Source organism: Erysipelatoclostridium sp. DFI.2.3 (genome assembly GCF_019132535.1).
GTDB lineage: Bacteria > Bacillota_I > Bacilli_A > Erysipelotrichales > Erysipelotrichaceae > Clostridium_AQ > Clostridium_AQ innocuum.
The window spans coordinates 16,604-36,836 of the sequence record NZ_JAHOOJ010000006.1 but is presented as its reverse complement, the minus strand read 5'-3'; the positions used below and the strand labels follow the sequence as shown (position 1 = coordinate 36,836).

Here is a 20,233-nt window from a genome sequence, read left to right as displayed (position 1 = left end):
ACATTACGCCTCCTTTTCCTGTGCCACCTCGTTTAACTTCGTGGTCATAATGCGATACAGTTCCAGATCTGTCGGGAATCGGTCAATGAACGGCAGAATCACATTGCCATAGAACAGAAGTCCTTCGCCCTCACCGGAGTTGGTTACATAGGACAGCTGATGCGGCGAAATGTTCAACCGCTGTGCCAGAATACTTCGGTCATCGCTTGCCTGATTCAGCATATAGATGAAATCAGAGTTTTCGAGGATGTTGGCAATCTCCGGGGAACGAAGCAGGTCTTTGACATTCTGAGTAATACCGGTCGGCAAGCCGCCCCATTTACGGAATCGCTTCCAGATTTCTACGGAATAGGTTGCCGTCTGTTCTTCCTTCAGAAGCAGATGGAACTCGTCAATATAATATCTGGTCGATTTACCGGCAGAACGGTTGGCAGTTACACGCCCCCAGACCTGATCCTGAACGATCAGCATACCGATTTTTTTCAGCTGATTGCCCAGCTCCTTAATGTCGAAGCACACCAGACGATTCTGAATATCCACATTGGTTCTGTTGTTAAACAGTTTCAGAGAACCCTTAACATAGATTTCCAAGGCGGTCGCTACATGGTGGGCTTCCTTTTCGTCCTGTTTCAGAAGGGCATCATACAAATCCTCAAGGATCGGCATATTCTCAGGGGCAGGATTGTCGAAATATCTCTGGTAAATCTGATACACACAACGGTCGATAACCGTCTTTTCGATAGGCTGCAAGCCATCCTTACTGCCCATAATCAACTCACAGAGGGACAGGATAAAATCAGCTTTCAGTGCTACCGGGTTGTCATCCTCAGAGTAGTTCAGGTTGATGTCCATAGGGTTGATATAGTTGGTACTGGAGGAGCTGATTTTTACCACCTGACCATTGAACTTGTGAACCAGAGCCGCATATTCCGCTTCGGGGTCGCAGATGATAATATCGTCATCCGTAACCAGGAACGCATTGGTGATTTCACGCTTTGCGGAAAAGGATTTACCGGAACCGGGAGTACCCAGAATCAGTCCGTTGGGGTTCTTGAGCTTCTTTCTGTCCACCATGATAAGGTTGTTCGACAGAGCATTCAGCCCGTAATAGAGCGTTTCTCCACCATTCTGGAACAGCTCCTGCGTGGTGAAAGGCACAAAAATAGCCGTGGAACTGGTAGTCAGGCCACGACGAATCTCAATCAGGTTTTGTGCCAAAGGCAGGCTGCTCATCAGTCCGGATTCCTGCTGAAAATCCAAACGACGCAGATTGCAGTTATGCTTCTGGGCGATGCTCTGTGCCTGGAACACATTGTTCTCCAGTTCCTGCTCGGTGCGCCCGGTGTTCAGCACCAGAAATGTCACCATGAACATTCGCTCATTCTGGCTCTGCAATTCTTTCAGAAGTGACTTCGCATCTTTACCATAGGTAGCAAGGTCAGATGGGATAATGTCCATGTCATAGCCAGAACGCACAGCCTTTTTCTGTTCCTCGATTTTGGAACGGTCAAGCTCGGTGATGATTCTCTTGATGGTCTTAATCGCCGCAGTCTGGTCAACCGACTGGATGTGCATGGTCACGATCTGCGTGGATTCCATATCCAGAAAATCCGCCAGCATACGATCAGACAGGTCTGATGCCGTAATTGCCAGATAAGACATCGAACCGAAGATACTGCCCATCTGGAAGGTGCGGTTGGTCTTAAAGGCAAACGCCGTCGGAGCAATGAAGTCCTTTACGGACAGCCCGGATTCCACAAGATACTTCCAATCGAAGAAGAACTTATCATTATCACCCATGTGGAACATAGAGTGCATCAGATGCAGCCGCTCTTTGCCGTTCATGGTAGTGGCAATGACACCCAAACGCCGAAAGTTATTGAGCAGATCGTTTTCGATATGGTTGAGTCTCGGCTTTGCCTGCCGCATGGATTCGGCTTCAATGCCGAATGTCAGGTACTTGGTTTTGGTCAAGCCGTTGTTGCCCTGCGCCAACTGCTTTTTCAGCATCTGGCTATACTCGGCACGGACGGGATTGAAGCTGTCCTTCTTGAACGGGATACGGATACTCTTTTCAAAGCTTTCAGCATCGGTACTCAGGTTCATAAAGGAAAGCTCAAAGTGAATGGAGCTGTCAAAGAAATTCAGGAAACTGCACCACTCATCGAAGATGGCAGTCTTATCTTCCTGCTGTGCCAGCTGATAGTTGATGTCCTGAAACTGAATGGTCTTGGTGTAATAACTGTCAGTGACACGGCAGATGCCATCCGGGAACATTCTCTGAAAGGGAATGGACTGCTGTGCAGTCTGCGGAATACCGTTGTCCTTCTTTGCCCGTTCCACAACAGCTTTAATTTCTCGCTGCTGCTTCCGATTCAGATTTGCAGGCATTTTGATGTTTCTTGCCTGTGGCTTCTTTTTGAAAAACAATTCGTTCAACCTCCTTTTCCAGTTTGTACTGACGCATCAAAGCGTCATAATAGTTGTCCGTCTGATAAGGGCGAACCTTGGGACGAACGAATTTGGTCTGAATGAAGTGTTCTACAACCACTTCCAACGGCTGACTATCCTTTTCATACATTGCCAGAAAGAACAACGGTAACATGACGATCATCATGGACAGTGCTGCAAGGCTCACATTTCCGGTTGCTTTGACCAGAAAGAAAATCGGCACTCCGATGAGCGCCGCCGCACCAAAGCAAAGTAACTGCCGTTTCGTCAGATTGAAGAACACTTTTGTTTTTACCCTCGTCAGGTCACGAGGTACGGGAATATACGCTGCCAAACAATTTCCTCCTTCCCTTAGTGAGCGCTGAATACACCCTTCGCAAGCGAACCAGTCTTAAACAGGGTGAAGCACAAAAGGACGGTGTAGCCCATAACACCCCAGATAGAACCGATGATGTCATCACTGAATGCGATAGACTGAATCAGCACCGCATAAATGCCCACGCAGATCATAATCAGGAATCCCTGGAATCCGATTGCAAACAGCGAACGCAGATAATTCTGTCCGATATTGCTCTGTTCTCTGTTTCCAAAAGTGGAAAGCGGAATCGGGGCAAGGCTGACCATCAGATAAATTTCAATCATTCGACCGTAGACGATCACAAAGATGATGATTGCCAAAGCGGACATCGTGACCTGCACGATAAAGGATTGCAGGAACAAGCCGAGCAAAGGACCCAAATCCATTGCCATCAGCGTTTCTTCCATTGTTTCCAATGCCGAAGCATCTATGGCAGTATTTCCGGATATGATACCGGCGCTTGCGTTTATAACGTGCTGTGTCACATCAAACACAGCCATCGTGATATTGAATGTGTTTGTGATTAACATGACCGCAACAAAAGTCTTGAACACCCATTTGAAGAAGATCCAGGTTTCAAAATTTGCCAGATTGTTGTGGTCAATAATCATCTGAATTAGCTCATAACAGGCAATGAAGGTCAGAATCAAGCCTGCGATTGGGATAATCACTGACTCGGAGATGTTTCGTACCATGGCAAAGACACCCGGCGAAAAATTCGCCGGGGTCATGCCAACGGAGGTTGCTATCTCGCCAACCTGGTTGTTGACGGACTCAAACATCCCCGACAGATTTCCCATAATAGCTGAAACGAGCATTTCTTTCAGCCAGTCTGTGATCTGTTGGAGTATGCTGTCCAAAGGCGATTACCTCCTTGTTTTGTGATTAACCGAACAGTCCGGAGAGCAGAGGTACAAGGGTGGTGCCGATGAGGGCAACACCGCCGCCAGCCATGAGCTGCTTCATGCCCTGGGACTTTGCGCCGGGGTTATCGTTGCCGTAGCCCTCAAGCAGATTGATTGCACCCCAGATGCCAAGACCTGCGCCCAGAGCGATAACGAGAGTCTGAAGAACGGTTACTGCGCTATTGAAAAATGCCATAATATTTTCCTCCTAAAATTTGAAATTGTTTTGAGAATAGAAAAAGCCCTCCGTACTACCGGCATCAAAACCGGACGGAAGGCTTAGTTTACGAGAATCTTTTCAAGGAACTCCTCGACGGTTATCACGCCAAGTTTCTGTTCCATTCTGCTTCTTGCATATTCAGTTTCACAATCATATATATCACCACCACCTTTCATAAGAAACAGCCAATACATTGACTGCAACAAATCTTCACGAGAAGCACAGATTGTCGGTGAAAAAACGACAGGTGAAACCTTCAGAACCTCTGCGAGTTTCGCTGTGGTTTCTGCATTAGGGGTTCGAGCGTTTTTCTCATACTGAGCAATACGGACATCCGCTGTTTTCTCGGAATACCCCATCAGGAGTCCAAGCTCTTTCTGGGTAAGGCGGCGAAATCGTCTAACGAACTTCAATCGCTGCCCAATAGAGGTATCCGTGATCCACCAAGTCATTTTTTTTACACCTCGCTTTCTGCAAATTCTCGATATACAACCTCATTTTTTGCTCTGCGCTTGCCTACGGCTTCACTGGGAGCAAGGTCAGGGTAGGTTGCCTGCACTTTCTGTCTGCTTCTGCGGACAGTTTCAAACCCCGGAAAGCTGCGTCTATCCAGTTCCTTCAAAAACACAGGAACCGTCATGGCATGAATGTCGATGCCACGCAGACCGGAATAGTGTTCCAGTACCATCAGGTACAAATGATTGTCGGTATTTCTTGCCTTGTGGTCGTGTTCCAAGATGTTCTTAACCAGGGCAGATACCGTTTTCAGATTTTCCAAACAGAAACCTCCTTAATCCGCATCGACTACCACAAACTCATCACCTGCCTTGAGCTTCAACCTTCGACTCAGAAACTGCTCAATGTTGAACTCATTTCTCTTATCAAAGTCTGATGTGTACTTATAATTGGGGTGCTGCGTCAGATCGTACTTGTCAGAAAGAAACGGTCTGACACCACGCAACTGCAAAATACACTTGCTGCCATCCAGAACCGCAAGCTCATCTACGCTCGCAAGGTCTTTGCCTAACTTCTGATAATTCAAGCCGTAAGACGGGCTGTTACCTCTGGTGTTGGAGGTGTTGTAGGTGTCGATAGTTTCTTTTCCCAATGCCTGATTCAGTTCTTTGAGCGTGGTTGGCTCAGAACCACCCAGGAAAATTCGGGAATCCATGTTGCCGATGATGGTATCGGCATTGTCTTTATAAATGGCTTTCAGCTGTGATTGTGCCTGGAGAACAAGGCAAGCCGATATTTCACGGCTTCGGATTGTCGCTACCAGTTTTTCCAGATTGGGAATCTGACCGATGTTTGCCATCTCATCAATCAAGCAGCGCACATGAACCGGCAGTCTGCCGCCGTACACATCATCTGCTTTCTCGCACAACAAGTTGAACAGCTGTGTGTAAATCATGGAGATCAAAAAATTAAACGTCGCATCCGTATCTGACATAATCAGAAAGAGCGCCGTTTTCTTATCTCCGAGAGTATCCAACTGCAACTCGTCATAGGCAGTCACATCTCTGACCTCCTGAATATCAAAAGGAGCCAGACGAGCGCCGCAGGAAATCAAAATCGACTTAGCGGTCTTGCCGGCAGCCAGCTTGTATTTTTTATACTGACGGACTGCAAAGTGATTCGGCTTTTTCTTTTCCAGGGCTTCAAACATCAGATCCACCGGGTTCTGGAACTCCTCATCATCTTCCCGCACCTCCATTGCGTTCAGGAACTCAATCAGGGTGGAGAAATTCTGTTCCTCAACCGGAGCTTCATAGTGGATATATCCGATCAAGGCACAGTAGAGCAGCGTTTCCGCCTTCGTCCAGAACTCATCACCGGCTTTTCCATCACCCTTTGTGTTGGCAATCAGCGTTGTCACCAGTTTCAGAATGTCTTTTTCTGAATGGATATAGGCAAATGGGTTATAGTGCATCGACTTCTGAAAGTTGATGGTGTTGAAAATCTTGATGGTGTAGCCATGCTTCAAAAGGGCGTTGCCGCACTCAATCACGATGCTGCCTTTCGGGTCAGTGACCACATAGGAACTGTGCATCTGGAGAAGGTTTGGCTTCAACCAAAAGCGAGTTTTACCGGAACCCGAACCGCCGATAATCAGAACATTCTTATTTCGGGCATTGGCAGGATTCTTCGGGCGATTGCTCATCATCAGCCGCTCCGTTTTCGTCAGGATCACATTGTCCTCGAACTTTGGTGCAATAAACGGCTCAATATCTTTTGCCGTTCCCCAACGAGCAGAACCGTACTCAACATTGTGTCGGTACTTCTTTGCGTTTTTGCCTTTTAGATAGACAGCCAGCCGAAGTCCTGCGCCGCAGAGAATACCAATCAGCAAATCCAACGGGTGAAAGCTGGGAAACGGATTGTTCAGGGCTATCGGAAGGGCATGAAAAAAGCTGAGGATTTTCGCAGATGAATCTGCCCCCTCAGCCAATCTCCATGCTTCTCCTAAATTCGTAGCGAACAACCCTACCAGAAAATACGGTAAATTCAGAATCAGGAGCTTTTTCATTTTTCTCTTATCCATCACAGATCACGCTCCTGTTTCTTCTCTCGAACCTTCTTCGGAATCGCTGCGACAATTTCCTTGAACTTCTTCAGCTGCGCCAGAACGCTCGGCTTTTCATTCTTGGTTAATGCCCTTGCCTGATGTTCCTTGCAGATTGCATCCAAAGCATCTGCATCTTTAGAACGGACAAAAACAAGAAACCGGGGAGGATCAACGGACTTATCTTTTCTTACGGCAAAGTCCACGCCATACTTCTTGGCGAGCTTTTCAAAATCACGGATACTCTCTTTGTCGATCTCAACATTCGTAGCACCCTGATTCTGTCCCAAAAGCTGTTTCACGGATTGCTTTCCATGAACGGCAGGGTCTCGTGCCTTTTTCATCTTCACTTTTTCCCGGTGCTGCAAATACTTGCGGATACCGGCAATGATAGTGCGCCCCGTCAGCTTGGTTGTGCTGATCGCCAGGTTTACTGTTCTGTTTTCAACTTCTTCCTGCATGATTCATCACCTCCTGCAAGCAGTAGAGTGAACAGATTATCGTGCCATATCTCTGTGGTCGTAATACAGATTGCCCTTGGCAACTGCGGCATGGCTGATAATCTTGATATTGCCAGCTTTCTGGTTATCCAGAGCCTTCTGATAACCCACATCGCTCAAATACAGGCGATTTCTTTCGCCTTTCCAACCGACAGGCGATTCATCGGTCAGCACATCGAAAATAATCATGTGCTTGGTGGCGTCATCAAATCGTGCCAAGTCCATATAGGTATGTCCCTGGTACTCCTTGGCACCATCCTGAATCCGCTTTCGCTCCATCAGCTCTCCAATCGTCGAATTTCTTTGCATAAGAACCTCCTTACAGAACATCTCGGTCAGGGTTACTTTTGTGGGGAACCGAATCAGCTTTGACAGGTGCATCTTCTTTCTTCACCATGTCATCCGGCAGGGGAAGCGCCATAATGCTGCGCCCCATGCGTACAAAAGTCTCAGGCTGATGAAAGTGTTCCTCAAACTGCTTCATCAGTTCCGGGGACAGAGAACAAAAATCATCCTCGCCCAATCCCACAACCAGAAAATCACCGGCGATAATGTCATAAATATCGCCGTCATCATCACGCAGCGCACGGTTCAGTTCTTTGCCTACGAGTTTACCTTCGTCGTGCATCACCAGTGCAACCGGCTCATTGAACGGATAAGTTGCCTCAATATCGCCACCTACGGCTTTCTGCAAATCCTCCAGCTCACAGCCGATCTGCACAGCCTGCGGATACATGAACGGCTTTACCAGCAACACATTCATGGTATCTGCCTGTTCTTTCTGAACCTCCCGTTCCTCGGTCGTGCCGAACGCAACACCGGTAAAGTTTTCGGAGTCCAGAATGTACTCCGAATTGTAATAAGCGGCTCTAACCTGTTCCTCTGCCGCATCGTGAGATTCTGCTTGCACCGTAACCGTTTTCTCCAAGGTTTCGGTGATCTTCACATCGTATTCTTTCAAGTTTCGATACCTCCGTTTCTTTGGAAATAAGAAAAGCGACCATCCATGAACCTGTTACAGTTCATAAATAGTCGCATCCACATCGGCTAAAAGCTCGAACAAGCAAATATCGTCCAGTTCGCAAATCAGGGAACCCATGTCGAAGAAAATATCGTCCTCGCATTCCACCGTAGTAACCACGCTGCGGTGTTCGTTAAGACAAATGGCTTCTTCCTTGTCCATCGTGATCGTAGACATACAGGACACCACATAGAATGTCATATCTTCTGCTAACCACAGCTCCTTGCTCTGAATCGTGCGAACTTTTTCATCGCCGCTCATATCTTCTACATAGGACAGAAGCCGCACGGCTCTGCTGTTCAGAAGTACCTTTCCCTGATAGTCGATACCCTCACCAGCAGAGGACAATACTCGATACTCGCTAATCATCTCGGCATTTTTCTGAAACGACTTTGCCAGAAGCGCAGGAGAAATATCATCGAACTCCTCACTGTAGTTTACGAGCATATCTACCATATAATCAGGATCGCAAAGGTCGTAGAGTTCTTCCAAAGCGCCCTGAATGTTTTTGGGTGTAAACATTTTTTACCTTACCTTTCCATTGATTTTTCTCTTTTTTTCTGCCATTGCTCCAAAAGCTGAATGATTTTATCCTCCATCTGCTTGTTGGTATAGGACTTCGGGAAGTATTTTCGCAACGAATCCGTTTTGAAGGTTACTCTGTCCAGCTCTCCCTTCTTGATTTCATTCATAATCTCGCACATCGCATCCAGCGTACACTCGCCCTCCTGTGCGAGCTTTTTAATTCGCTGTGCTTGCGAAAGGGAAGGAGCTGCTTGAGCATAATCCATTGCAGAAAGAAAATCCTTCTGTTCTTCACTTGCCAGATAGGAAAGCTCCACCGCAGGATTGAATTTGATCTGACCCGTATCTACCATATCCAGCAGTTCCGGAATCAGTTCGGTCAGACGGATATAACGGTGTACCTGATTTCTGCTTTCTCCTGCCTCCTGACCGACTATATCCATTGCCTGCAACTTCATCCCAACTTGGGATGAAGTTAAATCGGTGCGTTGACCTTGATGTTTAATCGCATCCAGCTTCATCTTATAAGCAAATGCTCTTTCACTCGGCAGGATACTCTCCCTCTGCAAATTCGCATCAACCATCAAAATAATGGCTGCATCATCGTCCAGGTCACGAACAATCGCAGGCATGGTTTCCTTACCCGCAAGCTCCGATGCCCGGTGCCGCCTGTGACCAGAAACGATTTCATAACCACCGTCGGGGTCAGGACGGACAATCGCAGGAGTGAGAACTCCGAAATCTCGGACGCTCTCTGCCGTTTTCATCATTTCTTCATCATCAACCACACGGAAGGGGTGTCCCTCAAAGGGGTGTAGCTCAGAAAGCGGAATTTCCTGCACACGCTCCTGCTGGGCTTCAGCTCTGGATTGATCGGTGGAGAAAATATCATCGTACCCCTTCAAGCTGATGTTTGCGCCTTTTTTCTGCATTGTTTAACACCTCCTTCGTCAGAATTTTATAGGCTTCGGCAACTTTGCCTTTGGGATCATGCTTGAAGATACTGGTTCCCTCTGCGCTGATTTCCTCTGCACGGACAGAGCGGGGAATGTCGGTCTTGTAAACCTTCAGCTTTCCGCCGTAGCTCTCCCGAATCAGATTGCTGATGTCTTTGGAGTAGTTGGTGCGGCTGTCCACCATCGTCAGAAGAATCCCTTCAATCCTCAGTTTCGGGTTGATTTGCCTCTTGACCTTGTTGATGGTTCCAAGCAGCTGTTCCAGACCCTTTGCAGGAAGGTATGCTGCCTGAACCGGTATCAGCACATTGTCGGCAGCTGCCAACGCATTGACGGTCAGCATACCCAAAGACGGCATACAGTCAAGAAGAATGTAATCATAATTCTGTTTGACTGTATCCAGGTATTGCCGGAGAATGGTTTCCCGGCTCATGGCATTGACCAGTGCTACCTCCATACCTGAGAGTTCGATGTTGGACGGCACCAAATCAACGCCCTCCGGATGATGAAGAATCCCTTCATCGGGAGTAATAGGGTTTTCCATCATAATCTTTCCCATCAGATCGGAAAGTGTCGGAGACAGATCATCCGGGCAGGGATTGCCCAAACTGACCGTCAGGGAAGCCTGGGGATCGGTGTCTACCAGAAGCACCTTTTTTCCTTCAAGAGCCAAGCCAACGCCCAGATTCTCGGTGGTGGTGGTCTTTCCAGTGCCTCCTTTCTGATTGACCACCGCAATGATGGTTGCTTTTTTCGACATTTATCGTCACTCTCCTTCCTCTCGCTTCATTTTCAATTTCTTAAATCCTCCTTCCAAATATCCGTGTGACATATCGTGCCGAACAAGAGCATCGTAGTAGGTGTCTATTGTCGTCGGCGCATTGTATATCGTAGTCAGCATATACTGACGGATATTTCTAATCTTTGTGGTGTTCTCCTTGAAGCAGTCCATAACATATCGAATGTGTTCGGCATTCAGTTTCATAAACCGACTGCGGACAATTTCTGCCGGACGCTCCTCTGCACCAATGCGAATCAACGGTCGCTTCGTGCAAACTGTTTCAACGATCAACTCCAGAATGTTATCCAGCATTTCGGAATCGTAAGGGTAATCCTTCTTCAACAAATCCATACTAAGCTGATCCGAGAAATAATCAAAGTATTCTTGATACCGGTCATTCTCGTCCATCATTCCACCATTTCCGGAAGGAAAGATAGAATCAGTATCACTAAATTCAGTATTTTTAATATCAGTATTATTACATTGTGATTTCGGAAGTTCTTGAGTTGTGATTTCCATTGTTCCAGAATTGTGATTTTCACAATTCAAGAGTTGTGAATCCACAGCAGAGATAAAGTTCTTCACATAGATCAGGTTGGGCTTTCCCAAACCCTGGCGCTTACGTTCAATCAATCCTGCTTTCTTCTCAAGTTCACTGAGCAGCTTGATAGCCTTTTGTTCAGCACAGTTCAGAGCCATCTTCGCTTCGTCGATTGTAAAAATGATATACACTCTACCGTTTTTATCTATCCAACCATTCTTGGCAGACAGGCTCATGCGGTCAAGCAAAATGCCATACAGCATCTTGGCATCGGCAGAAATATTCCAGAACCTCTCGTTCGTGAACAACACCTTCGGAACTCGATAGAATGTGAATAGATCGGATTGCTGACCGTAAAAATAATCAAAACTCACACGGCTTCACCACCTTCTTTCTGCGGAAAACTTTCTGTTGTCAGCGGAATGCTGCGGAAAGTCGTATCCGTCTTTTCGTAAGGACATCGGGCAAAATAGTAGAAGCGGTATTCCTGTTCATACACATCCATATCAACGAAGCCCCACTTCACGCATAACCTTCTTCGTACACCAACCAATGCACGGGTGATCTCGCCCATAGGGACAGCCATCACATTCCGACTTGGGTTTCGGCGGCAAAGAGATTAAGTAGTAGCAATTATTTCTACCCAGACGGCAGCCCTTTCTGCCATTCGTCCAGAAGTAGCAGTAATGACAGTCGCTCGGCTTGTCTGCGGTATAAACAGGCTTGCTCAAATAAAACACCTCCAATCTCTTGTATTTGCCCATGGGTTTGGGCATAAAAAAAGAGCGCCTATCCATCCCCAATGCGGGGCAAATAGACGCTCTATGTACATAACGATATTTAATTTTATCTGCTATAACTGCATGGTATTCAAAACATCCGCCTTTTTTGATTAGCTGGATTTTTGGCACGATTTTGGGGCTGATTAGCAGGAAGGGCATTTTCATTAGCAAGAACAGCCCGTTTTCTGCTAAAAATTAGCTGGCGATTTTGTCTTATAACAACCGTTCGATTCTGGAGGGGTTGTCAAAAATCAAATTTTGGAGTAGAATTTTATCTCATACAGTGAAAGAGCTTTTTCGTAGCTTTTTATATAAGAAAAGCCGAAAACCCTTGAAAACAAAGGCTTTCGGCGTTGTTCACTGGCGTCCATAAGAGGATTTGAACCTCCGACCCCACGCTTAGGAGGCGTGTGCTCTATCCAGCTGAGCTATATGGACGTGTCTGATATATGATTATAGCCCGATCAAAGTCGAACTGCAATCCCTTATTTAGTTTTTTTTGAGGTGGCCGTTGTAACGCAACCTTAGGAGGCGGACCCTCTATCCGGATGAGGTACAGGGACATTTGTGAAATATCTTGGTTTTTGTTTGAAATTGCTAGGAATAAGGCTTAAGGTGAGCGAAGGCTGAAAAGACCTGTAGTATATCCTTTTAACTGCAAGGATAACTGTAAAATATCCCGTATCCAATCAGAAACGTAATTTCTACTTGTTTCTGGCTTGTATACAATCTTATTATGGGATAAAAATAAATGCCGTCTTTAGTATTATACCATAATCTTTTATAATGAAAAGATGATAAACGCAAAAATTAAACGGATATAATTCGAAATAATCAGCTTCTGCATGAGAAAAGCAGAACAGTAAGAGTATACACCGTTCTGCCTGTTTTTAAACATCAGGATAGGGAATGCTGTCTCGCATTGTTTGGCTGAGGACGAAGGCCGGGAATCCATGGAAGTAAAAGCATTAGGATTTGACGTACGAGAATAGCGGATAGCGCCAGTATTGCGGTCAGGATAAGGAGTCGAAAGGATAGTAACGTGATATGAAGCAGATTATGAAATAATAGAATGGCTAATATGAATCCTGCAGTCATGCAAATGCAGATCAGCGTCCGCAAACGATTCAAGGGACGTGAGGAATGGTATACAGCCAGCATGGAAATAACTGCAACACATACATACATCATTGTAACCGCCTCATCATAGCGGATGGAAAAGCCGTCACTCATGAACTCAATAGCCAAAAAGCTGTACACAATGGCAATCGCGTTGGGTAGCGCATTGCGGAGTACGGTGGAAAGAAAATCACCATTCACTTTCCTGTGATCCGGTTCCAGCATGGTAAGGAAGGATGGAAAGGCTTCTATTGCAAGATCAATCAGGGTTATCTGAATCGGGATGAATGGAAAAGGAAGATTCATAACAATACAGAGGACTGATAGCAGGATGGAATATATGGTCTTAATAAAGAACACACCGGCAACTCTTGTCGCGTTATTCACCACGCGACGTCCTTCCTTCAGAATCATCGGCAAAGCTGAGAAATCGGAATCCAGCAATACAATTTGTGACATCTGCTTAACAGCATCACTACCCTGTGCGATTGCAATACTGCAATCCGCTTCCTTCAATGCAAGCATATCATTTACACCATCACCACTCATTGCGACTGCGTGACCCTTTTTCTGCAATGCCTGTACAAGCAGCTTTTTCTGTAACGGAGTTACCCTGCCGAATACAGCATACTGTTCAGCAAGCTGCTCAATAACGAATGGATCATCACCGATTCCACTCATATCCAGACAGGCATTCCAGTTATGAAGTCCTGCCTGCCTGGCGATAGCGGAAACCGCAGTTATATGATCACCGGATATGATTTTGATATTCACATCCTCCTCCCGAAAAAACTGCAGCGTTTTTTCTACATGCGGACGTATGGTATCGGTAAAGATGACAGCATACAAGGGTTGGATGATTGGGAGTGGTGCATCCTTGTCAATCACCTGAGCACATCTGCCGATCACAACCATTCGCTTACCTTCTTCCATAATAGCAGAAAAGGAAGTATCCAGCTTCTCCAGCAGCTTTTCCGGCGCTCCCATAACCAGAGAGCCATAGCCTTCAAAATATGCGCTGCTCCATTTGCGAAGCGAGGAAAATGGAATCCTCGCTTTCGGCTCATGTACCGCACAGGGACTGATCTGCGCACAAAGCGCCTGATAGGTTGCATTGTTATCGTCGCTGTAGTGTAAAAAGGAGCGAATATATTCCATATCTGTTTCCGCTTCATCGCAAAGGGGAAGCAGCGCTTCCACCTTTAAATCTCCGGTGGTGATGGTTCCTGTCTTATCCAGACACAATGTGTCGACATTGGCCAGTGTTTCCAGTGAATACAGATCCTGTATAAGAACCTTATGCTTTGCCATGCGGCTTACTCCCGCCGCCAGGGATACACTGATCAAAAGAACAAGACCCTTGGGAAGCATTCCCAGCAATGCAGCGGAGCTTGTGATAACACTTTCCTGTATGGAATCTCCCCGAAATCCCCAGGCCTCCAGAAACAACAAAATACCTAAGGGAATAATTGCATAACCACTCAATCTTGTAATACGCTTCATGGCATTTAACAGCCGGGAATTAACTGCACGGACTTCCTTTACCTCACTGGCGATACGATTTGCGTAATTCTCCTCACCGACATGGATAATCCGTGCATAACATTTTCCGGATATTATGGAGCTTCCGGATAAAAGCTGATCCTTTTTGCGTTTATGAATGGGATCGGATTCACCACTTAATAAGGCTTCATTAACTTCAGCCTCTCCCTGTATAAGGACGGCATCACAGACAATCTGTTCACCGCTGGACAGAACCATGATATCATCCACAACGAGATCCTGAACATCCACACTGCATACTACACCATCCCGCATGACGGAAACCTTTTGCCGCATAAGCAGGGAAAGGTCATCTACCAGTTTCTTCGCATGCAGCTCCTGCAGAATGCCAATTACGATATTGCAGATAATCACAGCTAGAAAAAATAAATTCGACCAGGCATTTACCAGCACCAGTCCCAGTGCAATCAATATATTAAGCAGATTAAATAGGGTGCATATGTTTTCTTTGAAAATCTGCCCGTGAGTCTTCGTAATAGAATGCGATACGCTGTTTCTCTGATGATTTCTTATGCGTTCTTCTACCTGCTTCTGTGTAAGTCCTTTGATGGCTGTGTTCGTAACTTCCATTTCATCACCTAAACTTTCTTTATTGTCTATTATGGCCAATAATCGTTAAGATTCTTTTCGTATCTTCTTAAGAATGTATAAACTTTTTGTTATGTGAGAGGAAATTTGTTGTTTTCTTAAAAAAAACAAAAATTAAAGTGCATAAACACAAAGTCTTTGGCAATTCTGTTATAATAAACTTGTATATATGAGGTGAGTGGAATGAATAATGATAAGAAAGCAAGGCGTCGGCATCAGAGAATCTGTGAAGTGCTCCAGGAGCAGGAGCATATGCAGGTTCTTGAGCTGTGTGAGCTGTTTCATGTCTCACCGGCAACTATTCGAAACGACCTGACAGTACTAGAAAAAAAGCAGCTGCTGAAACGTATTCCCGGTGGTGCGGTAAGTATTGGAAGAATGCCGCAAAATACTATTTTTTCTGCCAGAGAATCGCTCCATATGGATCTGAAGGATAAGATGGCCGACTACGCCGTTGCGCATCTGATCAAAGAAGGGATGAATGTGGCATTGGATGCCGGTACCACCTGCTGTGCTATTGCAAAGAAGCTGGCAGACGCATCCTGCCGCTGTACGGTTATCACCTATTCTCTTCCTGTAGCCAATGCCCTTGTTCATTGTGAGCATATAGAGGTGTTTTTAATGGCCGGACGGCTGGATAAGAAGCACGAATCGTTCCATGATGATGTGGCAGTTGAGGCAATGAAGCGAATGAACAGTGATGTATTTTTTCTTTCACCCAACGGAATCGATCCGATTGCCGGAATCACCAGCTCTGCAACCGATGAAAATATAATGAAGCGCATGATGCATGAGCATGCAGAGGAAACAATAGTTTGTGCAGATCACAGCAAGTTTCTCAAAAAGGCATTTAAAACGATCTGTCAGCTGTCAGATATCAAGGGGATTTTGAGTGACAGTGAGCTGAGCGGGGAGATACAGCAGAAATACAGTGCTATGGGAGTACGCTTGTATCTGGCAGAGAAATAAGACCGATATGAAGCTGTGGCTTCTGATGAAATGAACTGTTTCAGGAAAACAAAAAGGGAATCCGCCAATTGTATTAAACAATAGAATACGGATTCCCTTTTTCATACATTCTTAAATGAGAAAGCAGCCGCAAACGTTTGCATTCCTCAGTATTCATAATCAACAGTTGCACTGCCACTTCGCACGGCATGAATATAAGGCTTTACCTTTTCTACATGGTAGGTGTTTTTCTGATAGTCCTCCAATGCCTGCCGATCATCCACCACAAGCTCCAGAACGACATCATAAGAACGCTGTGAATGCAGATAGTCAATTCCGACCTGCACCTCCCGCAGAAATGGAATCTGCTCCTTCATGGATAAGAACAATGCCTTCACTTTCTCACATTGCTCGATGGAATTATCCTTCATTTTCACAAACAGTATGTGCTTTACCATAACTTCCTTTTCCTCCTTATGATTTGAATTTTACTTCGATGCTGTACTGCTCTTTGATTTCCGGTATCATATTGAAGAATTTACGGATTGCGGATTGCGATTTTGTCGCCGCCTCACTGAGCAGCCCGTTTTCCACTGCTTCATCCGCTACCTTATCCTTCTGCTGAGTTGCAAATGCCGTATAGTCCTCAATGCTGATCGGATTGAAAATATTCTTTGTTTCATCATATACCTCTATGCTCTTCTCATCGATGATATTACTCAGAATTTCAACCTCCGGCAGTAAAACGGTTATCGTTTTTCCTTTTACATCAACCTCGGCCTGATCCATTCTCACACCGGCCTTCAGCTGTCCTGCATACGTAAGCAGAAAGCTTTTTTTTGTCAACGGGATATTCCATCCGTTTAAGGTCAGTGAATTCTCAAATTTTCCCACCTTCGTATAATTATATTCCATGACGGCAAGGTCATTGACCTCCTGCAGCTGCTGTGTCAGTGCTGTTGATGTGATTTTCGGTTCACTTTGTTTTCCTCCGAAAACGGTTCCTGCAAAGAAGATGACCGCAGCCAGTATACAGATGGCCACAACGCCGCCGATAGCTTTCTTTGTTTTCCCAAGGGTATCCAGTATTTTCATTCTCTACCTCCCGCTATAGGTAAAATTATATCATATTTGACAGATGAAGCCTATATGCGATATTCTTACATTTTTCTTTCTGCCGAACCTGTGTTTAGCCCGCAGCTTCATTATGAATGCCGGTGAAAATTTCTTATGTCTTTTTTGCAGTACAAGCTTTCTTTTCCTATCTGTTCGTGATACCATAGGGATACGCATGGAGGGATCGTATGCTTTTTTCTATTAAATATGTACATAGACTAAAATGGAATGGTCTGTATCAATCATTGATGTGGAGCTGCTTTGGTATAATGTTTATGCTTCTGTATCCGGTTAGTCCTGATTTGATGACGTTTATCGGAGGCGTTATGCTGCTGTTTCAGGGTGTACCGCAGCTTATTTTATTTCTGGAGGAGGACGAGCGTTTTCTGATTTCACTACTATCCCTGGTAGAGTGTCTGCTGGTCAGCTTTCTGGGGGTGTGGATGCTGACGAATCCGGAGGAGGTTTATGACACACTGCCGGCTGTTCTGGCCTTTGTCACCTTTCTGCATGCTTTCAGCAATTTGATTATTACAGGTAGAATACGGCATCTGCAATATTCAAAATGGTGGATTGCTGCGCTTGTTACGGCTGCGAAGATGACAGCTACAGCTGCACTTGCCGTACAATTTCATTTACATAGTGAATTTATGGTTGTGGGAACCGGAATTTGTATGCTTCTGGATGCTGCTAGTGATATTTGGATGTGGAAAAAGCTGGAGGCATTGATCATTCAGGATATGGGAATATAATGTGCGGAGATTCCGCACTTTTTTTGAATCATTTTCAGAGCGTTAACAACTTCAAATTGTTCAATGCCTTTGTAATGCTGTATTCTAAACGTTTTAGAAACCCCTTTTTTAGGGGTATTTTTCGTATCTCCACTAATCTTTAAATGTGATAATATGTAGAAGTAAAGGGAAGGACAGTGACAAAACAGGCAGAAGCTGGAGGAAGAAGAGAAGTAAGGAGAGCTGAGTCATGTGTGTAAGAAGATATGAGGATAACTGGGGAGAACTGAAGGGGAAGCTGATGGAGCGGGATGTGCTGGAGGTGCTGTCGTTCAGTGCATTTGCACAGGATGAAAGCGACCTGGAGGAGAAGCTGCGCTACTGTGGAGAAAAGGATATCCACATACAGGTGAAGGATGCACGGATAACACCGGATGTGTATCTGGAGTTTCCCAAACAAAAGGATATTAAGAAATAACCTGTGTTTACCTGCTTGCAAATTATTGTATTTGGATAAACGAGAAAAAAACTTTTTATTGACAGATATAATATCAGATATTATAATTGTCCGTAATTGAATAACTATCTTCAGGGCAGGGTGTAATTCCCTACCGGTGGTATAGCCCACGAGCCGAAAGGCATGATTTGGTGAAATTCCAAAGCCGACAGTATAGTCTGGATGAAAGAAGATGAAAGTAAGTTTATGCTTTTTTTGCGTGCTCTGGAATGATTTTATATTGTTTCAGAGCATTTTCTTTAATCGCATAAATCCTCTTTTGCATGTCTTGGATAGATTTTATTCAAGGCATGTATTTTTTTGGAGGTGTAAAAATGAGCGATACAGAATACATGAAATTAGCAATAAAACTGGCAAAAAAAGGTGCTGGCTATGTCAATCCTAATCCTATGGTTGGGGCAGTAATTGTAAAAGATAATCGAATTATAGGACAGGGATACCATGAAATCTTTGGTGGATTGCATGCAGAGAGAAATGCATTAAAAAATTGTAGGGAGTCACCTGTAGGAGCAACACTTTATGTAACACTTGAACCATGCTGTCACTATGGTAAGACACCACCTTGCACAGAAGCAATTATTAAAAGTGGCATTACAAGAGTAGTCGTCGGAACTTTAGACTGTAATCCTATTGTGTCTGGAAAAGGTGTAAAGGTACTTGAGGAAAACAACATTCAAGTTGTGATAGGAATTTTAGAAATGGAGTGTCAACAGTTAATCAAAGTTTTTAGAAAATATGTTACAAGGCATATTCCTTATGTTTTTATGAAATATGCAATGACAATGGACGGGAAAATAGCAACTTATACAAATCAATCAAAATGGATAAGTGGCGAAAAAGCGAGAAAACAAGTACATCAATTCAGGCATAAGGTTACTGCGATCATGGTAGGAGTGAATACCGTTATTCAAGATGACCCTTTACTGACATGCCGATTAGAAAACGGGGAAAATCCTATTCGTATCGTATGTGATACAGATTTAAGAACACCCATTACATCAAAAATTATCAAAACAGCGAATGACATTAAAACATATATCGCTACTTCTTCTATTGATGAAAGTAAGATTGCTCTTTACAGAAAATGTGGTTGTGAAATTATTTATACGAAGAAAAAAGGTAATCATATTGACTTAATGAATTTAATGCAATGTTTAGGAAATATGCAGATAGACAGTCTACTTTTAGAGGGTGGAAGTGCAATGAATTGGAGTGCTCTTGAGCAACAGATTGTTGATGAGGTGCAAATTTATATAGCACCTAAAATATTTGGTGGGAGTGCAAAAAGCCCTGTAAGTGGTCAAGGTGTTGCTTTTCCTAATGACGCCATTATGCTTAAACCATATGCTTTTTCTCAAGTGGGAAATGATTATTTCATAGAAAGCGAAGTGATTTATCCATGTTTACAGGAATAATAGAAGAAATCGGTAAAGTAGAAAGAATACAGAAAGATACTTGTAACTGTAAACTATCCATTAAAGCTTCAAAAATATTAGAGGATATACATTTAGGCGACAGCATAGCAGTCAATGGTATCTGCCTTACAGTTACTTGTTTCACTCGACAATCTTTTACAGTTGATGTGATGAATGAAACATGGAACAGAACGGCTCTTAGCCTGTTAAGACATGGAAGCCTTGTGAATTTAGAAAGAGCTATGCCTATGAATGGCAGGTTGGGCGGTCACATTGTTACGGGGCATATTGATGGGACAGGCAGAATATCGTCTGTGCGTAGAGACAAAAATGCGGTGTGGTATCAAATCAATACGCAAAGAGAAATCTTAAATCTAATTGTTGAAAAAGGTTCGATTGCTATTGACGGTATTAGTCTTACTGTCGCAAAAGTATCGAAAGCAGATTTTTCGGTATCCGTTATCCCTCATACTTTGGAGCAAACAATTCTCAAGAATAAACAAGTCGGGGATATGGTAAACCTTGAAAATGATATATTAGGGAAATATGTGCAGAAACTCATAGACAACAGCAATGAAACAGAGTTGTCGAAAGAGTTGTTATGCCGATACGGATTTTAGCAGAAAGGATAAA

Annotated in this window: 23 protein-coding genes, 1 tRNA gene and 1 riboswitch; of the genes, 5 read left to right on the top strand and 19 right to left on the bottom strand. The window is 44.5% G+C overall.

Annotated features, from left to right (window positions below; all coding sequences use genetic code 11):
• Window positions 1-3 precede the first annotated feature (3 nt).
• The 17 genes from KSZ58_RS07705 to KSZ58_RS07625 form a co-directional block, all read right to left on the bottom strand.
• Window positions 4-2,391 (bottom strand): VirB4-like conjugal transfer ATPase, CD1110 family, encoded by a 2,388-nt coding sequence (locus tag KSZ58_RS07705; protein ID WP_217752658.1) that lies wholly within the window; start codon window positions 2,389-2,391, stop codon window positions 4-6.
• Window positions 2,351-2,785, bottom strand: a complete 435-nt coding sequence (locus tag KSZ58_RS07700; protein WP_002304375.1) for a PrgI family protein — start codon at window positions 2,783-2,785, stop codon at window positions 2,351-2,353. Before KSZ58_RS07700 ends, KSZ58_RS07705 begins: the two co-directional genes overlap by 41 nt.
• Before the next feature lie 17 nt (window positions 2,786-2,802).
• On the bottom strand, window positions 2,803-3,669 hold the full coding sequence (locus tag KSZ58_RS07695; protein ID WP_002304374.1) for a VirB6/TrbL-like conjugal transfer protein, CD1112 family: 867 nt from the start codon (window positions 3,667-3,669) through the stop codon (window positions 2,803-2,805).
• A 25-nt stretch (window positions 3,670-3,694) separates the two neighbouring features.
• Window positions 3,695-3,910, bottom strand: a complete 216-nt coding sequence (locus KSZ58_RS07690) for a Maff2 family mobile element protein (protein WP_002576404.1) — start codon at window positions 3,908-3,910, stop codon at window positions 3,695-3,697.
• 83 nt (window positions 3,911-3,993) lie between these two features.
• On the bottom strand, window positions 3,994-4,386 hold the full coding sequence (locus KSZ58_RS07685; protein WP_002304334.1) for a helix-turn-helix domain-containing protein: 393 nt from the start codon (window positions 4,384-4,386) through the stop codon (window positions 3,994-3,996).
• Between the two features lie 5 nt (window positions 4,387-4,391).
• On the bottom strand, window positions 4,392-4,712 hold the full coding sequence (locus KSZ58_RS07680) for a hypothetical protein (protein WP_002304332.1): 321 nt from the start codon (window positions 4,710-4,712) through the stop codon (window positions 4,392-4,394).
• Between the two features lie 12 nt (window positions 4,713-4,724).
• Window positions 4,725-6,476, bottom strand: a complete 1,752-nt coding sequence (locus KSZ58_RS07675) for a VirD4-like conjugal transfer protein, CD1115 family (RefSeq protein WP_002588968.1) — start codon at window positions 6,474-6,476, stop codon at window positions 4,725-4,727.
• Window positions 6,476-6,958 carry a PcfB family protein gene (locus tag KSZ58_RS07670; protein ID WP_002304320.1) on the bottom strand — a complete coding sequence of 161 codons (483 nt, stop codon included), beginning with the start codon at window positions 6,956-6,958 and terminating at the stop codon, window positions 6,476-6,478. The genes KSZ58_RS07675 and KSZ58_RS07670 overlap by 1 nt, the downstream gene beginning before the upstream one ends.
• A 36-nt stretch (window positions 6,959-6,994) precedes the next feature.
• On the bottom strand, window positions 6,995-7,306 hold the full coding sequence (locus KSZ58_RS07665; protein ID WP_002304317.1) for a DUF5720 family protein: 312 nt from the start codon (window positions 7,304-7,306) through the stop codon (window positions 6,995-6,997).
• Window positions 7,307-7,316: 10 nt separating this feature from the next.
• A complete protein-coding gene (locus KSZ58_RS07660) occupies window positions 7,317-7,943 on the bottom strand; it encodes a DUF3846 domain-containing protein (RefSeq protein ID WP_233104383.1) in 627 nt (208 codons plus the stop codon).
• A 69-nt stretch (window positions 7,944-8,012) separates the two neighbouring features.
• Window positions 8,013-8,540 (bottom strand): hypothetical protein, encoded by a 528-nt coding sequence (locus KSZ58_RS07655; protein ID WP_002304315.1) that lies wholly within the window; start codon window positions 8,538-8,540, stop codon window positions 8,013-8,015.
• A gap of 8 nt (window positions 8,541-8,548) precedes the next feature.
• Window positions 8,549-9,475 carry a ParB/RepB/Spo0J family partition protein gene (locus tag KSZ58_RS07650; RefSeq protein ID WP_002304314.1) on the bottom strand — a complete coding sequence of 309 codons (927 nt, stop codon included), beginning with the start codon at window positions 9,473-9,475 and terminating at the stop codon, window positions 8,549-8,551.
• Window positions 9,432-10,259, bottom strand: a complete 828-nt coding sequence (locus KSZ58_RS07645; RefSeq protein ID WP_002304313.1) for a ParA family protein — start codon at window positions 10,257-10,259, stop codon at window positions 9,432-9,434. Before KSZ58_RS07645 ends, KSZ58_RS07650 begins: the two co-directional genes overlap by 44 nt.
• A gap of 6 nt (window positions 10,260-10,265) precedes the next feature.
• Window positions 10,266-11,195 carry a DUF6017 domain-containing protein gene (locus KSZ58_RS23370; RefSeq protein WP_002304312.1) on the bottom strand — a complete coding sequence of 310 codons (930 nt, stop codon included), beginning with the start codon at window positions 11,193-11,195 and terminating at the stop codon, window positions 10,266-10,268.
• Window positions 11,192-11,395, bottom strand: coding sequence for a hypothetical protein (locus KSZ58_RS07635; protein ID WP_223385014.1), 204 nt, complete (start codon window positions 11,393-11,395; stop codon window positions 11,192-11,194). Before KSZ58_RS07635 ends, KSZ58_RS23370 begins: the two co-directional genes overlap by 4 nt.
• Window positions 11,396-11,964: 569 nt before the next feature.
• A tRNA-Arg gene (locus KSZ58_RS07630) sits at window positions 11,965-12,041 on the bottom strand.
• Window positions 12,042-12,500: 459 nt separating this feature from the next.
• Window positions 12,501-14,855 carry an HAD-IC family P-type ATPase gene (locus tag KSZ58_RS07625; RefSeq protein ID WP_008819566.1) on the bottom strand — a complete coding sequence of 785 codons (2,355 nt, stop codon included), beginning with the start codon at window positions 14,853-14,855 and terminating at the stop codon, window positions 12,501-12,503.
• Between the two features lie 201 nt (window positions 14,856-15,056).
• Between KSZ58_RS07625 and KSZ58_RS07620 the strand changes: the two genes are divergently transcribed.
• On the top strand, window positions 15,057-15,842 hold the full coding sequence (locus KSZ58_RS07620; RefSeq protein ID WP_008819567.1) for a DeoR/GlpR family DNA-binding transcription regulator: 786 nt from the start codon (window positions 15,057-15,059) through the stop codon (window positions 15,840-15,842).
• 146 nt (window positions 15,843-15,988) lie between these two features.
• Here KSZ58_RS07620 and KSZ58_RS07615 read toward each other — a convergent pair whose 3' ends face one another.
• Together KSZ58_RS07615 and KSZ58_RS07610 are read right to left on the bottom strand one after the other, a co-directional pair.
• Entirely contained in the window at window positions 15,989-16,279 is a 291-nt protein-coding gene (locus tag KSZ58_RS07615; protein ID WP_002607895.1) for a Dabb family protein, read from the bottom strand.
• Window positions 16,280-16,295: 16 nt separating this feature from the next.
• Window positions 16,296-16,916, bottom strand: a complete 621-nt coding sequence (locus KSZ58_RS07610; RefSeq protein WP_002607896.1) for a DUF4230 domain-containing protein — start codon at window positions 16,914-16,916, stop codon at window positions 16,296-16,298.
• Between the two features lie 209 nt (window positions 16,917-17,125).
• On the opposite strand from KSZ58_RS07610, the gene KSZ58_RS07605 reads away from it, so the two are divergent.
• The 4 genes from KSZ58_RS07605 (at window position 17,126) to ribE (ending at window position 20,220) form a co-directional block, all read left to right on the top strand.
• Window positions 17,126-17,689 (top strand): hypothetical protein, encoded by a 564-nt coding sequence (locus KSZ58_RS07605; protein ID WP_008819568.1) that lies wholly within the window; start codon window positions 17,126-17,128, stop codon window positions 17,687-17,689.
• Window positions 17,690-17,918: 229 nt separating this feature from the next.
• Entirely contained in the window at window positions 17,919-18,146 is a 228-nt protein-coding gene (locus KSZ58_RS07600; RefSeq protein ID WP_008819569.1) for a hypothetical protein, read from the top strand.
• A 102-nt stretch (window positions 18,147-18,248) separates the two neighbouring features.
• Window positions 18,249-18,363: riboswitch (FMN riboswitch) on the top strand.
• A gap of 136 nt (window positions 18,364-18,499) precedes the next feature.
• Window positions 18,500-19,600 carry a bifunctional diaminohydroxyphosphoribosylaminopyrimidine deaminase/5-amino-6-(5-phosphoribosylamino)uracil reductase RibD gene (ribD, locus tag KSZ58_RS07595; protein ID WP_008690020.1) on the top strand — a complete coding sequence of 367 codons (1,101 nt, stop codon included), beginning with the start codon at window positions 18,500-18,502 and terminating at the stop codon, window positions 19,598-19,600.
• Window positions 19,585-20,220, top strand: coding sequence for a riboflavin synthase (gene ribE, locus KSZ58_RS07590; RefSeq protein ID WP_008394622.1), 636 nt, complete (start codon window positions 19,585-19,587; stop codon window positions 20,218-20,220). Before ribD ends, ribE begins: the two co-directional genes overlap by 16 nt.
• The last annotated feature ends 13 nt before the right edge of the window (window positions 20,221-20,233 follow it).